A 13,306-nucleotide genomic window follows, 5' to 3' on the forward strand; every position below is an offset into this window, starting at 1 on the left:
TTATGCACAGTTGTTTTATTTATGAGAAATCATCTTCGTTTTATGGCCGGTGCGCTGGTCGTTACCACGCTGCTGTCGAGTTGTGCCAGCAGCACTATGCTACAGTCGACGCCCCCCGGCGCACGCGTGTACCTGAATGGCGAACCAGTGGGTGTGACTCCCTACCAACACCGGGACACTAAAATTATAGGGGCTACCACCGATGTGCGACTGGAAAAGGAAGGCTACGAAACGGTAAACACGTCGTTTTCTCGCGATGAAGAAGCGGATGCCGGGGCTATTATTGGCGGTATTTTCCTGTTTTTCCCGTTTTTGTGGACGATGAAGTACAAGCCGGTGCACAGCTACGAAATGCGGCCGCTTTCTTCCCTACCCGTTGCAGAGCAATCTACCGCGCCCGCAACCTACAACGCGTCCCTACCTGAGCAGCTACGGCAGCTCAAGAAGCTAGCCGACGATAAAATCATCACCCAAGCCGAATATGAGCAGCAGAAAAAGAAGCTGCTGGGTGAGTAAACGCTTCTTTTCTTTAACACTGGTTTACGCCAACGCCTGCCCCATAGTATGGAGCAGGCGTTCCGTTTTTACGCCCAAAGCCACTATATATTCATTGGGCTAGGCCGTCTGATGAATTTGGTCTGCTTGCGCTTAGCTCACGGTGGGCGGGTTATTGGGAGCGGGGCCGTTGCCCGACAGCTGGCTTACCATGTCGTCGAGCAGCTGTTTGCTGTAGCCGATACGCCGGGCATAGTCCAGGCACAAATCGTATTCGCGGGTGTCCATATCGCCGTCCTGCAACATCATTTGCACCAGCGTTTGCAGTTCCAGGGTTTTCTGGGGTCCATCGGCGGGCACAACGAAGCTGAGCACTCCTAAGTTGTCGGCTAAGGGCTGTACATCCTTGGCCGTGAGACCTATACGGTTGCCTACCTGAAGCAGAAACTGACTTTCTTCCTCTTGCAGCTTACCATCGGCGGCGGCAATCAAAAGTAGATTCTGAAAAAAAGAGAGTTTTTTCTGCTGCGTGTCCAGCAGATCTTCGAGCGTGCGGGTATGTTGCATGAATTCTAAAGACGGTTGGGTGGTGTACGCCCTGGGGTAGGGCACAGGAATTACTTCAACGCGAGCATTCCCGCAAGGTTATTACTCACCTTAGTCATGTGCTCGCGCTCAGCGCCGGCGCCCGCTACAGAACAGCTTATTACTTCCTCCACGACCTACAATACTTCTTTTACCCGAGCGGCTGCGGCAGCTCAAGAGGCTAGCTAACAAGGTTGCTAGAATGATGTAGAGACGCATACTTGCGTCTCATTGTTGAACGATTTCGCCCGCACGTTGCAGCCGATGAGACGCAAGTATGCGTCTCTACACCCTTCAATCCTCAACGCAAACAGATTGTAAGGCCAATACCAATAGTAACAATACAAGTAAATACTTTTTCTTTGACATCGGCTTATGCCAACGCCTACCCCCTACCGCGGGGTAGGCGTTCTGTTTTTACACCCTAAGCCACTTTCTATGCACCAAGCAAGGTAGCCGCACGGCGAATCTAGTCTGCTTGCCGTACACAGCTCACTGGTAAGCCTCGCACTCCCCCTGGCACGACCTTCACCTTTCCTACCCTTCGCATGTACACGTTCACCGTAGAGCGCCTTTCTTTCGATACCCTCACTGAGCTACCCAACTCCTGGCAGCCCCAGGACTACAAAGCCCTCCTCGTAAAAACTGGCTACGACAACCCCAGCGAAATAGCTCCTAACGAGCTGAAGGATATGGCCCTAATGGGTCTCACCGACCTGGAACCGGCCGAATCGGCGCAGTTGGTGCTGGAGCACTTGTTTGCCGATCAGCTCACGGAAGGCCAGATTGAAAACCTGGCCCACCAGATGCTCACCGAGAAGCTGTGGGAAGAAAACCCGGAACTAGACCAACACCAAGGTTTCTTCAAGGCCACGCAACTGCTCTACACTGCCTACAACGGCAAGTTTCCGCGCGCCGAAGCGGTACAGTTTCAGGTGAAGCTCACGGCCCCAGACGCAGAGGCACTGACCATTTTCGACGAAGCGCCGGAAGCGCCGCTCCTGCGCCTGCTGGCCCAGGGCATGCCCGACAACACGCTCCTAAAGCGTCTGTTTCACGAGCAGCTAGATGGCACCAGCTTCCCCGAAGCGCCGGCCATCATTTGGCAGCTCACGCCCGCGAAGCAAGAGGAAACATCGGTGGTATTTGATGTGGTCAGCTCAGCCTATTGGCTCGACGATTTCAAGTATGCTGATACCTACGAGGCCACTACGCAGCCTGATACAACGGCAAATAGTGCCGAAGAATAACCCGCCGCCAGCCACTTGCAAGGCCGTCTCTACCAGTATAGGGACGGCTTTGTGCGTTATTAGCCGTTGCCGTTCAATTGCTCAATCTTTCAATTGGTAACATTGCCTTAATAACAAGGCAACAATCAAGTAATAGGTAATGCCGCACTTTGCGTCAGCATTACCTTATCATGAAGAAACTGTTACTCCTCCTTTTGCTGCTCGCTGTTGGGCCAGTGTATGGTCAGACAACCAGCATCCCGGTTCCTTCAGAGCAGGCCCCTGCCAAACAATGGTTTCAGTCGATAGCGGTGCGGGGCTACGTGCAGGCGCGCTACAACCGGTTGCTGGAAACCAACCCCGACCTGACCTGCGAGCAGTGCGACAAATCGTGGGGCCGCAACGGTGGTTTTTCTCTCCGACGCGTCCGCGTTGTCTTTTTTGGCCAGATACACGAGCGGGTGTATTTCTACATACAACCTGATTTTGCCAGCACGCTCAGCGGCAGCTCTACCCTGAATGCCGGCTTGCTGCGCGATGCGTACCTGGATGTAGGCTTAGACAAAGCCAACCGGTTTCGGGTTCGGCTGGGACAAAGCAAGATTCCGTTCGGCTTCGAAAACATGCAGTCCAGCCAAAACCGCCTACCCCTGGACCGCAATGATGCCCTAAACAGCGCCTTTTCCAACGAGCGAGACCTGGGTGCTTTCGTGTATTGGGCGCCCATTGGCGTACGCAAACTGTTTAGCAAGCTGGTGAAAGAGGGGTTGAAGGGCTCCGGCGACTATGGTATGGTAGGCGTGGGCGCCTTCAACGGGCAGACCGCCAACCGGCCCGAGCTGAACAACCAGCGCCACGTGGTTGCTCGCGTTACGTACCCAGTAGAGGTAGGCCAGCACATCATCGAGCCCGGTTTGCAAGCCTACACCGGGGAGTATGTAGTCAACCGAGACCAGCTTTCCAGCGGCGTGAAGCACCGCCCCAACCTGCGCTACCCCGACCAGCGCGTGGCCGCCACCTTTGTGCTCTACCCCCAGCCGTTTGGCGTGCAGGCTGAATACAACCTAGGCCGCGGCCCCGAGTTCAACCCGCGCACCGACAGCATCGAAACCCGTCGCTTGCACGGGGGCTACGTTATGTTCAACTACCGCCTACACTACGGTCAGCAGCAGTTCTACCCCTTCCTGCGGGCGCAATACTACGATGGCGGCAAAAAGCACGAGCGGGATGCGCGCAGCTATACCGTGCGCGAAGCCGAACTGGGCGTGGAGTGGCAGCCCTTCCCCGCCTTCGAGCTAGTGACCATGTATACGCTTTCGTCGCGCCGTTTCGAGGATTTTCAGCGGCCCGACAACCGCCAGCGCGGCGGCCTGCTGCGTTTACAGGCGCAGGTAAACTTTTAGATTGTACTCTCTACCCTGCCAGCTCATCAAGGGGTGCGGGGGGTAGGGCGCGCGCAGGCACGGTGCCGTCAAAGCGGGTCCAAGGTTGGAGCGGCTCGATGGGCATAGTGAAGAGGTGGCGCACGGTTTGCACGGCGGCATCGGGGTAGGCGGGCACACCAATTTCCACTTCTTGCTGCGGCACGTTGAGCCGTAAGGTGCGGTGGAGCCGGTCCCACAGGCTTAGCACTACCCCGAAGTTGCTCTGCGTTTCGCGGTGCACTACCGAGTGGTGGATGCCGTGCGCCCGCGGCGTAATCATCCAGGCAGCCAGGGGGCGCTCTATGGCCAAGGGTAGGCGGGTGTTAGAGTGATGAAACGCCGTGCAGGCCTCGAACACCGCTTCGTAGGCGAGCAACACGCCGGGGCGCACCCCCAGCAGCATGGGCACGCCGCCCCGGTAGGGAATACTAGCCAGCATTTCGCCCGCGTGGAAGCGCCAACCCGTACTCAGGTCCATATCCAGGTCGTTGTGGTGCACCCGGTGAAACCGCCACAGCAGCGGCGCGTGCAGCAGGCGGTGCCAGGAGTAGGCCACATAATCCAGAATCAGCAACTCGGCCAGCACGCGCACCGGCTCTGGCCAGCCCAGGCGGTGCAGCCCCCAGCGGCGGCGTGCGGCCACCTGCGTGAGGCCTACCATAGCCGGCAACAGCCCCAGACGCAACCCCACCAGCGAGGGCACCGACACGCCCACATTGCGCGGCCACCGCTCGGTGCGCGGGCGAGTGCGCTGCCGCAACGGCCACACGGTTTCGCCCACAAACACGGCCACGGCCACTACCACCAGCGCAGGCGTTGCCCAGCGGTCAAACTGCTTCAGCAGCGGCGAATTGATGGAGAAGAAACGCATTGCTTATCAGTTAGTAATGGAGAGTTGTTGGTAACCAGACAACCCGCAGCTCTCTACTTTTGGGCTACACTCCTACCCTCTTGCAACGGCAACCCCGGCTGCAACAACGGCCGCAGCTCCCGCAACGGCACAAACACCCGAACTTCCCCATAGGCATAGGCTGCCACTTCGTAGGGCTGATAGACGAACACCGCCCCGCCGCTGGTCAGGTACACGTTGCGCGTTACGGGTAGCGTCTCTTCGAACAGGGCATTGCGTAGCGGCTCATTCGGCTTTAAGCCCAAGCTAGGGCGGGCATAGCGCGCCAACAGGGCCTCCAGCCGCGGCTTGGCATCGGGCCGGAAGATGGCGTCGTACGGTAGCGGGCGGCCACTGCGAGTATCGAAGCTGAGCACGTGGGTACCGTAGTTGCCGTGCGCGCCGCCAGCGTAAGAATAAGTGAAAAGGCCGAGGCTGAGCAGATTATCCGCATTCCAGAGCACGTACGTGTCGCGCTCATCAGTATAGTTCAGCATGGCCATCGGGCGGTGGCCCGAGCGGCTGGTATCCGCCTCCATCTGCTGAAAGATGGCCTTCATATCTTCTTGATAATCATTAAAGAAAGGCCGACGCATGTCCTCCCAAATGGCAGGTAGGGTAGGCGCACTGCCCGCGAATACCGTGTCGCCGTGCAGCAGGTGCAGCATGTTGCCAGCAAGAGGTTGCCGATTGCTGGTGGGTAGGAGTGCGTGCAGGCTAATGCGGCCCCATACGCTATCCTGCGGGTGCTGGGGACGGGCACGCACGGAGTCGCGGAACACCTGCGTGTCGAAGGCAACGCCTTGACTCACGGGTAATGGCTGGAGGCGCACGGTTTGTCCTGCTAGTGTGCCTACCCATGCTTCGCCCATCCGGCGCAGGCGCCAAACCGCGCCGTAGCCACCGGCATTTAGGCGGCTATGGCTGGCTTCGCGCAGTAGCAGGCTATCGGGGGCGCTGGTGGGGTTGCTGGCCAGCTCAAAAGGCTGCCCTTTAGGACCAGCGTAGAAGCCAACCACTCGCCCAATAGAAGACGCATCACTGCCGGTACCCAGGTTTTGCAGATGCACTGTTACGCTGTCGGTAGCGCCGGGTAGGCGGGTGCGATACTGCCGGTACCACGCAGTAGATGTTGCAGGAGCAGCAGTTTTTGGAGGGGTAGTGGTGGCTGTACTGGCAGCAGTGTTCTGCGCTGGCGTATCAGACTGACAGCTTGCTAAACACAGACTGATCAGGAGCGCGTAATAGCCACTGTTTTTTGCTGGAAACATAGGAAATGGCGAAGAAAATAAACTTGTATAAAATCTTGACATCTGTTTTCTCTATGCAAAGCAGAACCGTATAGGTCACTACAATTTCAGTTTTCCACAACCAAACTCCCCCCTACCATGAGCTTTATCAAAGTTGGTCAAGATAGCAAAGGCCAGGATGTTAATTTACACTATGTTGATTTGGGCCAAGGCCCGACCATCGTGCTTATCCACGGCTGGCCGCTAAGCTACGAGTCTTGGGAATATCAGCTGAATGAATTGCCCAAAAACGGCGTGCGCGTAGTAGCCTACACCCGCCGCGGCTTCGGCCACTCCGATAAACCCTGGAACGGCTACGACTATGACACACTGGCCGACGACCTGAAAGCCGTGCTCGAAGGCCTGGACCTGCAAGACGTAACGCTGGTAGGCTTCTCGATGGGCGGTGGCGAAGTGGCCCGGTACATGAGCCGCCATCAGGGCGCGCGCGTGTCCCGCGTGGCCTTTGTATCGTCCGTAACGCCCTACCTGCTGAAAACCGATGACAACCCCGACGGCGTAGACAAATCCACGTTCGACGACATGGTGGACGGCCTCAAGAAAGACCGCCCCGATTTCCTGACCACCTTCGGCAAACAGTTCTACGGCGACGGCCTGCTGAGCAACCCCGTCAGCCAGCCTACCCTCGATTGGTCGCAATCATTGGCCCTGCAAGGCGCACCCTACGCCACCGAGCAGTGCGCCCGCGCTTTCAGCGAAACCGACTTCCGCCAGGATTTGCAGACCATCAAAGTGCCCGTGCTGTCCATCCACGGCGAGGACGACAAAACGGTACCATATAAGAACAGCGCCAAGCGCCTGGACCAGTACCTCTCGCACGCCACCCAAATCGTATACGACGGTGCGCCCCACGGCCTGCTCGTTACTGACAAAGAAAAGCTGAGCCAAGACCTGCTAACTTTCGTCAGTGGCTCCGACAACTTCGACCGCGCCGATGCTGAGCAAGATCAGTATTAAGTTAAAGTGGCTTTAAAGCCACTGTCATCCTGAGCATTCCGCGCATCAAGCGGCGACGAAGGACCTTCTCACGCATGAACGAGTCGTTCTTACGTCAATCGTTCACGCGTGAGAAGGTCCTTCGTTGCGCTCAGGATGACAGGCCTTTTCAACCTCCCCCTTCAAAAAGAGCACAAAAAAGCCGGTAGCAACGCTACCGGCTTTAGTTGAGATACGCATGCCAGTTCTGGTCTATGGTGCCGGCACTGAGCTTTAGGAAACCTGAGAGGGTAGGCTTTTTGGGCTGTTGCCTGATGACCAGACCGGCCTCCTGTGGGGTGCGATGGCCCTTACTGTGGTTGCAGCGCGAGCAGGCCGTGAGCAGGTTGTCCCAGTTGGAGGTGCCGCCGCGTGAGCGGGGCATCACGTGGTCGAGGGTTAGGTTTTTGGTAGAGCCGCAGTACTGACACTCAAAGTTGTCGCGCTTCATGATGTTGTGGCGGCTAAGAGTGATGCCCTTGTAGGGCACCCGCACGTAGCGCTGCAACCGGATGATGCTCGGCTTTGGGTAGGACTGGCTGATGGTGCGCAGGGCGCCGTGCTCGGAGTTGGCTACCATCTCGGCCTTGTCGAGGTAGAGTAGCACGAATGCTTTTTGCACGCTACACAGGGTAATGGCGGTGTAGTCGCCGTTCAAGACAAGCACTTTCTGATCCATACGCTATAATAGGAATCTAACCAACGAAAGCTAGGTGATTCTCAGCGTATAAACAAGCAGCGAAGTGCTGAAATGGTTCACGAAAAAGCCCCTATCCTTCTGGGCGCAACGGAAGGTCTTTTTATGGTAGAATGATGGACGTACCAACGACTCGTTCAACTGGCATAAGGCCCTTCGCAAGCACACGCCAGATAGAGGATGACAGACAGTTTTTCATTCCCGACTTCTTAACCTCACCACTCACCTACAATACCCGCCGGATGAGGCGCAGGGTGTGGGAGTATTTTTGCCGGTCGCGGCGGAAGATGCCGTTGTGGTCCAGGGGGTCGATGCGGACCTCGCCGCTGGCGTGCAGGATGCGCTGGTCTTCCAGCACCATACCCACGTGAATGATGCGCCCCTCGGCGTTATCGAAAAAGGCTAGGTCGCCGGGGCGGGCCTGGGTTACGAAATGCACCGTGTGGCCCAACTCTACCTGCTGGCGCGCATCGCGCGGGAGCTGCACGCCCACCAGCCCGTAGAGCTGCTGCATCAGTCCCGAGCAGTCGATACCAAACAGGCTTTTGCCGCCCCACACGTATGGCGCTTTTAGGTGCAGTTGCCCTACCTTCAGGAGCAGGGCAAGGCGCTTGTCTAAGTCGCCGTGGGGGCCGTGGCCGTTTTGGGGGTTGGTGGCGGCGCCGTTATAGAAGAGCTGCTGCTCGCCCAGACGCAGGGTCATGCCATCGAAAAAGGGTAGGCGCGAGCCAATAATCACCGGCACGCGGGTGGTAGCGTCGCTTACCATCTGCACCAGATCCAGGCTGCGGGGGTGGTCTTGGGCTTTCCAGGCAGCCAGGTAGTCAGCCGAAACGGGCGTGTGCTGCTTGCCGTCCATCCAGCCCACGTAGTCGTCGGCGGCGCTACGGATTTGCTGCCAGGCGCCCTGCACCAGCACGACGGAGTAGCACTCGCCAAAAACCAGTTCCGTTACCAGCTCCGCTTTGTCGCTGGGCTCGGCTCGCACCGGCATAGTGCTCAGCGCACAGATTCCGTGTTCCAAAAGGGTGAAATTGTGAAAGATGAAGTTGTGAAGCTAGAAAGGTGCGCTGATGAAAACGATTTTCACAACTTCACCTTTCACTATTTCACTATTAATATTCCCTTGCCCGCGCCATTTCGCGCTTCTGGTCTTTGGCTTTCAGGTCTTCGCGCTTGTCGTAGAGCTTTTTGCCCTTGGCCAGGGCTATTTCCAGCTTGGCAAAGCCTCGGTCGTTCACAAACATTCGGATGGGAATGATGGTGAGGCCCTGCTCCTGCGCTTTGCCGGCTAGCTGGCGCAGCTCTTTCTTGTTGAGTAGCAGCTTCCGCTCGCGGGTGGGCTCGTGGTTGTTGTAGGTGCCTTCGGTATACTGGGCAATGCGCAGGTTGTGCACCCACAGGCTGCCGTCGCCGTGGAAGGTGCAAAAGCCATCCTGCAAGTTCACGTTGCCCTCGCGGATGCTTTTTATTTCGGTGCCTTGCAGCATCATACCCGCGTCGTACTTCACCAGGAATGCGTATTCGTGACTGGCGCGGCGGTTCAGGATATTGATGCGCTTGGGTTTCTCTTCTTTCTTCATCGCAGATTTTGCAGATTCTCAGGATTTCGCGGCGGGCCGCTGGGGCCTTCGCGGGGTGGGTAGGGTAGGGATAGGGGGACTACCTACAACGGCAGAGCGGCGGCGGCGTTGCGTCAAACAGACTACGCAGCAAAAGCGCCATTTCTCAGCACGTCGTTCCTACTCTGCTCACAGTTTCAAGCGTGGGTCGGGGCTGATGAGCTGGTTGCTGAACTGGCCGGCCTGGTACTGGAAGTGGCCGGTCATGGCCACCATGGCAGCGTTGTCGGTACAGAACTCGAAATCAGGAATAAATACTTCCCAACCTTCCGCCACGGCCAGCTCTTGCAAGGCCGTGCGCAGACCAGAGTTGGCGGCCACCCCGCCGGCCAGGGCTACCTGCCGAAGCTGTTGGTCGTGGGCGGCGCGGCGCAATTGGCGCAGCAAGGTTTGAATAATGGTGTGCTGAATGCTGGCGCACAGATCCACCAGGTTCTCCTGCACGAAGTTTTCGTTCTGCTGGGTTTGCTGGCGCAGGAAATACAGCACAGAGGTTTTCAGGCCACTGAACGAAAAATCGTAGCCTGGCATGGCGCCCACTGGAAACGGGAAGCGGGTAGGGTTGCCCTGGCGGGCCAGCTTGTCGAGGTGGGGGCCGCCGGGGTAGGGCAAGCCCAGCAGCTTGGCGGTTTTGTCGAAGGCCTCGCCAGCCGCGTCGTCGATGGTCTGGCCGATGATTTCCATTTCCATGGGGCTGCGCACTACCACCAGCTGGGTGTGGCCGCCGCTCACGGTGAGGCACAAAAACGGAAACTCAGGCTTCGGATCCCGGATGAAATGCGCCAGAATGTGCGCCCGCATGTGGTTGACGGCCAGCAGCGGTTTGTCCAGAGCCAGGGCAAACGTTTTGGCAAACATACTGCCTACCAGCAACGAGCCCAGCAGGCCCGGCCCCTGCGTAAACGCCACCGCGTCGAGGTCGGTTTTCGCTACCTTTGCGCGGCGCAGCGCCTCCTGCACCACCGGAATCAGGTGTTGTTGGTGGGCACGCGAGGCTAGCTCGGGCACTACCCCGCCGTACTGCTCGTGCACTTGCTGGGTAGCCACCACGTTGGACAGGATTTCGCCGTTGGCCATGACGGCCGCCGAGGTATCATCGCACGACGACTCAATGGCCAGAATAAGAGGAGAATGCATCATAATAAAACCCAAAAATCTGCGCTACTGACGTATTCTTTTCACGCGCGGTGCTCGTCGCAGACTGCAAAGGTCGCGGAAAACGTTAAACCCCCACGTGCGGCACTAGTCAAACTTTTACCTGAACAATTCGTGTAGGGCTTGGGTGCCCGCTTGGGTAGGCTGCTGATCTTTTACTCCTCCGCGTTAAAATCCGCATCTTCGTTTCTTCATTCCGCGTTTTTCACTTTACTCTGTGCCTCGTTTTCTCTCCGTCATCCTCAAAGCACTGCTCGGCCTGGTTGGGCTGGTGCTGTTGTTGGTGATTGGGTTGCTGATTGCGCTGCGCATTCCGACGGTGCAAACGCGGCTGGTGCAGCGCGCTGCTACGGTGCTGACGGAAAAACTAGGCCAACCCGTTCGCATCGACCGGGTAGACATCCGGCCGTTTTCAAGGGTGCTGCTGGAAGGCGTGCAGGTGCTTGACCGGCGCGGTAATGAGCTGTTTAATATTGGCCGGGCCGATGCCGACATCAGCCTGTTTTCGGTGTTCGACCCGAGCCACTTGCACGTGGGCAAGCTCACGCTGGAGGAGCCGCGCTTCGCCCTGATTACCTACGCCAACGAGCCCGACTCCACCAACCTGTCGCAGTTTTTGAGTGCGGTGCAACGGCTGGTTGGTCCCAGCGACACCACCAAAGTCAGCAAGCCGTTCGACTTTCAGATAGAAAGCATCGGCCTGCGCAACGGCCGCTTTATCCTGGACCGTCGCGACGAGCCCCGCGCCCCTACCTACGGCCAGGCGGTGGACTACGCACACATGCGCGCCGACAGCATCTACGCCGATTTCAGCAACATTCGGCTGGTAGGCGACACCGTGGCGGCGCGCATTCAGGGGCTGCGCACCATTGAAAGTAACTCCAATACCCGCGTGCGGGAGCTGTCTGCGGCTATGGTGTATGCGCCCAAGTTCTGGGAATTTGCCGATTTGATGCTGCGCGTGGAGAACAGCCGCATCAGCAACTACCTGCGCTTCGACTACAATCGGTTCCTGAACTTTGCCGATTTCAACGACTCGGTGCAGGTAACGGCGCGCCTGCAACCCTCGCGCCTGTACTCCGACGACATTGCCAAGTTTGCCCCGCAGATAGAAGACTTGAACGAAACCGTGCTTATCTCGGGCCAGGCCAAGGGCTACGTGCGGCGTTTCAACACCAAGAACCTCGATGTTCGGTACGGCCGCAACACGCACGTGGTCGGCGACATCAGCGTGGATGGCCTACCCAACTTTACGGAGAGCTTCATTGAGGCTCGCTTGCGCAACTCGGTGGTAGACGGGCGCGACCTGCGGCGCTACATTCCGCCCAGCGGGCGCGGCTACGTAGACCGCCTGGGCGCGGTGAAGCTGAACGGGCACTTCCTGGGCTACTACAACGACTTTGTGGCCAATGGCTCGTTTGACACCCAGTTGGGCAAGGTGGTGTCCGACGTGAACTTGAAATTCAAGACCGACCCGCGCTACTCCAGCTACGAAGGTCAGATCAAGACCACCGACTTTCAGCTGGGCCGCCTGCTGGGCGACCAAAGCGTAATTCGCGACGTGACCATGAATGGGCGCGTGCAGGGCGTGGGCTTCACCAAGGAGGCAGCGCGGGTGCAAGCCAATGCCACCGTGCAACGCATCTGGCTGAATGGCTACCGCTACCACAACATTGCCATCAACGGCAACTTCCGCCAGCAGGCGTTCCAGGGCAAGGTGTCGGTGAATGACCCCAACGTGAAGCTGGCGGCCAACGGCACCGTAAACCTGCGCACCGGCGCCGAGGCCTTCGACCTGCGCGCCGACGTGGACCGCGCCAACCTGCGCGCCCTCGGCCTCACCAACCAAAACGTGACCCTGGCCACCACGGCCGACGTGCAGTTCCAGGGCCTGCGCCTCGACGAGCTGGAGGGTAGGGTGTTACTGCGCAACTCCCGCCTCGGCTACCAAGGCAACACCGTGCCCATCGACACCTTCGATATTGTGAGCACCCGTCAGGACGGCCAGCGTCTCACTACGCTGCGCTCGGAGGTGCTGGACCTACGCGCCAAGGGCAACTTCGAGTACACCCGCGTGATTGATGACGTGCAGCGCCTAATAGAAGAATATCGCCTCAACTTCGAAAGCAACGACGCGGCTATTGCCAATTACTACCGCCGCAAGCGCCTGCGCCCTACCCCCGAGTATCAGATTGATTTGGACCTGTACATCAAGCAGGCCAACCCCGTGCTGCAATTGTTCGTGCCTCAACTCACCGTGTCGGACTACTCGCGGGTAGATGGGTCGTTCCGCAACGGCAACACGTCGATTTTCACGCTGGGCGGGCATTTTGACGAGATTCGCTACGACTCGGTGCGGGTGCAGGACACCGATTTCAGCCTGACCACTTCCAAGCTGCCCAACCAGCCCGAGGTGCTAGCCCAGGCCAGCATCACCTCGGCGCGGCAGTTTTTTGCCGGGGCTGGGCGCTACGGAGAACTTTTACGTGGAAGGCGTGTGGGATCAGGAGAAAATCAACTTCTCGACGGCCCTGGCGCAAACCAATACCACCAACCGCGCCCAGATCAACGGGTCGTTGGGTTTCCTACCCGATGCCGTACAGCTTACGTTTCGGCAGTCGGGCGTGAACCTGCTGGACAAGCAGTGGACCATTGCGGCCAATAACTCGGTGGTGATTTCCAACGGCGGCAAAGAAATCGACATCCAGAATTTCATCATTTCCAACGGCGCGCAGAGCATCAGCGCCCAGGGTGCCATTTCGCGCGACCCTGCCAAGGAGCTGGCCCTGAACGTACAGAACTTTGAGCTACAAACGCTGGGCGACTTCACCGATAACCGCCTGAAAGGCCGCGTGAATGCCCAGGGCACGGTGAGCAACGTGTTTGGTCAGTTGGCCCTCAACACCGATTTGAAGGTGGATTCTT

12 protein-coding genes are annotated in these 13,306 nt (G+C 58.1%); 5 read left to right on the forward strand and 7 right to left on the reverse strand.

The genetic code is table 11. The features are described 5' to 3' along the window. The first annotated feature begins 21 nt into the window (after positions 1-21). Complete coding sequence (locus F1C16_RS12450) at positions 22-516, forward strand: PEGA domain-containing protein (protein WP_185280973.1); 495 nt, start codon at positions 22-24, stop codon at positions 514-516. A gap of 132 nt (positions 517-648) precedes the next feature. Here F1C16_RS12450 and F1C16_RS12455 read toward each other — a convergent pair whose 3' ends face one another. Continuing rightward, positions 649-1,107: a TerB family tellurite resistance protein gene (locus F1C16_RS12455; protein ID WP_258048893.1), complete on the reverse strand. Its 459-nt coding sequence runs from the start codon at positions 1,105-1,107 to the stop codon at positions 649-651. A 521-nt stretch (positions 1,108-1,628) separates the two neighbouring features. Here F1C16_RS12455 and F1C16_RS12460 point away from each other — a divergent pair. Beyond that, positions 1,629-2,330: a hypothetical protein gene (locus tag F1C16_RS12460; RefSeq protein WP_185280975.1), complete on the forward strand. Its 702-nt coding sequence runs from the start codon at positions 1,629-1,631 to the stop codon at positions 2,328-2,330. 170 nt (positions 2,331-2,500) lie between these two features. Then, positions 2,501-3,712: a porin gene (locus tag F1C16_RS12465; RefSeq protein ID WP_185280976.1), complete on the forward strand. Its 1,212-nt coding sequence runs from the start codon at positions 2,501-2,503 to the stop codon at positions 3,710-3,712. Between the two features lie 10 nt (positions 3,713-3,722). Here the strand turns inward: F1C16_RS12465 and F1C16_RS12470 are convergent, their stop codons facing one another. Next, positions 3,723-4,604 carry a sterol desaturase family protein gene (locus F1C16_RS12470; RefSeq protein ID WP_185280977.1) on the reverse strand — a complete coding sequence of 294 codons (882 nt, stop codon included), beginning with the start codon at positions 4,602-4,604 and terminating at the stop codon, positions 3,723-3,725. Between the two features lie 53 nt (positions 4,605-4,657). Further along, positions 4,658-5,893, reverse strand: a complete 1,236-nt coding sequence (locus tag F1C16_RS12475; protein ID WP_185280978.1) for a DUF3298 and DUF4163 domain-containing protein — start codon at positions 5,891-5,893, stop codon at positions 4,658-4,660. Between the two features lie 117 nt (positions 5,894-6,010). On the opposite strand from F1C16_RS12475, the gene F1C16_RS12480 reads away from it, so the two are divergent. Continuing rightward, a complete protein-coding gene (locus F1C16_RS12480) occupies positions 6,011-6,889 on the forward strand; it encodes an alpha/beta fold hydrolase (protein ID WP_185280979.1) in 879 nt (292 codons plus the stop codon). A gap of 202 nt (positions 6,890-7,091) precedes the next feature. Here F1C16_RS12480 and F1C16_RS12485 read toward each other — a convergent pair whose 3' ends face one another. The 4 genes from F1C16_RS12485 to tsaD form a co-directional block, all read right to left on the reverse strand. Next, positions 7,092-7,586 (reverse strand): HNH endonuclease, encoded by a 495-nt coding sequence (locus F1C16_RS12485; RefSeq protein WP_185280980.1) that lies wholly within the window; start codon positions 7,584-7,586, stop codon positions 7,092-7,094. A gap of 244 nt (positions 7,587-7,830) precedes the next feature. Then, positions 7,831-8,628: a C40 family peptidase gene (locus F1C16_RS12490; RefSeq protein ID WP_258048894.1), complete on the reverse strand. Its 798-nt coding sequence runs from the start codon at positions 8,626-8,628 to the stop codon at positions 7,831-7,833. Positions 8,629-8,719: 91 nt separating this feature from the next. Continuing rightward, entirely contained in the window at positions 8,720-9,187 is a 468-nt protein-coding gene (smpB, locus tag F1C16_RS12495) for an SsrA-binding protein SmpB (protein ID WP_185280981.1), read from the reverse strand. A 168-nt stretch (positions 9,188-9,355) separates the two neighbouring features. Then, on the reverse strand, positions 9,356-10,363 hold the full coding sequence (gene tsaD, locus F1C16_RS12500; RefSeq protein ID WP_185284322.1) for a tRNA (adenosine(37)-N6)-threonylcarbamoyltransferase complex transferase subunit TsaD: 1,008 nt from the start codon (positions 10,361-10,363) through the stop codon (positions 9,356-9,358). Positions 10,364-10,598: 235 nt separating this feature from the next. Here tsaD and F1C16_RS23015 point away from each other — a divergent pair, with 235 nt between their 5' ends. Next, a complete protein-coding gene (locus tag F1C16_RS23015) occupies positions 10,599-13,046 on the forward strand; it encodes a hypothetical protein (RefSeq protein WP_258048895.1) in 2,448 nt (815 codons plus the stop codon). Positions 13,047-13,306: the final 260 nt, after the last annotated feature.

It is taken from the genome of Hymenobacter sp. NBH84, assembly GCF_014217645.1.
Lineage (GTDB): Bacteria > Bacteroidota > Bacteroidia > Cytophagales > Hymenobacteraceae > Hymenobacter > Hymenobacter profundi.

Excerpts from the sequence above, each read along its gene's own strand:
- F1C16_RS12480 (WP_185280979.1), top strand. The coding sequence starts at position 6,011 with ATGAGCTTTATCAAAGTTGGTCAAGATAGCAAAGGCCAGGATGTTAAT.
- F1C16_RS12460 (WP_185280975.1), top strand. The coding sequence starts at position 1,629 with ATGTACACGTTCACCGTAGAGCGCCTTTCTTTCGATACCCTCACTGAG.
- F1C16_RS12470 (WP_185280977.1), bottom strand. The coding sequence starts at position 4,604 with ATGCGTTTCTTCTCCATCAATTCGCCGCTGCTGAAGCAGTTTGACCGC.
- smpB (WP_185280981.1), bottom strand. The coding sequence starts at position 9,187 with ATGAAGAAAGAAGAGAAACCCAAGCGCATCAATATCCTGAACCGCCGC.
- F1C16_RS12485 (WP_185280980.1), bottom strand. The coding sequence starts at position 7,586 with ATGGATCAGAAAGTGCTTGTCTTGAACGGCGACTACACCGCCATTACC.
- F1C16_RS12450 (WP_185280973.1), top strand. The coding sequence starts at position 22 with ATGAGAAATCATCTTCGTTTTATGGCCGGTGCGCTGGTCGTTACCACG.
- tsaD (WP_185284322.1), bottom strand. The coding sequence starts at position 10,363 with ATGCATTCTCCTCTTATTCTGGCCATTGAGTCGTCGTGCGATGATACC.
- F1C16_RS12475 (WP_185280978.1), bottom strand. The coding sequence starts at position 5,893 with ATGTTTCCAGCAAAAAACAGTGGCTATTACGCGCTCCTGATCAGTCTG.
- F1C16_RS12465 (WP_185280976.1), top strand. The coding sequence starts at position 2,501 with ATGAAGAAACTGTTACTCCTCCTTTTGCTGCTCGCTGTTGGGCCAGTG.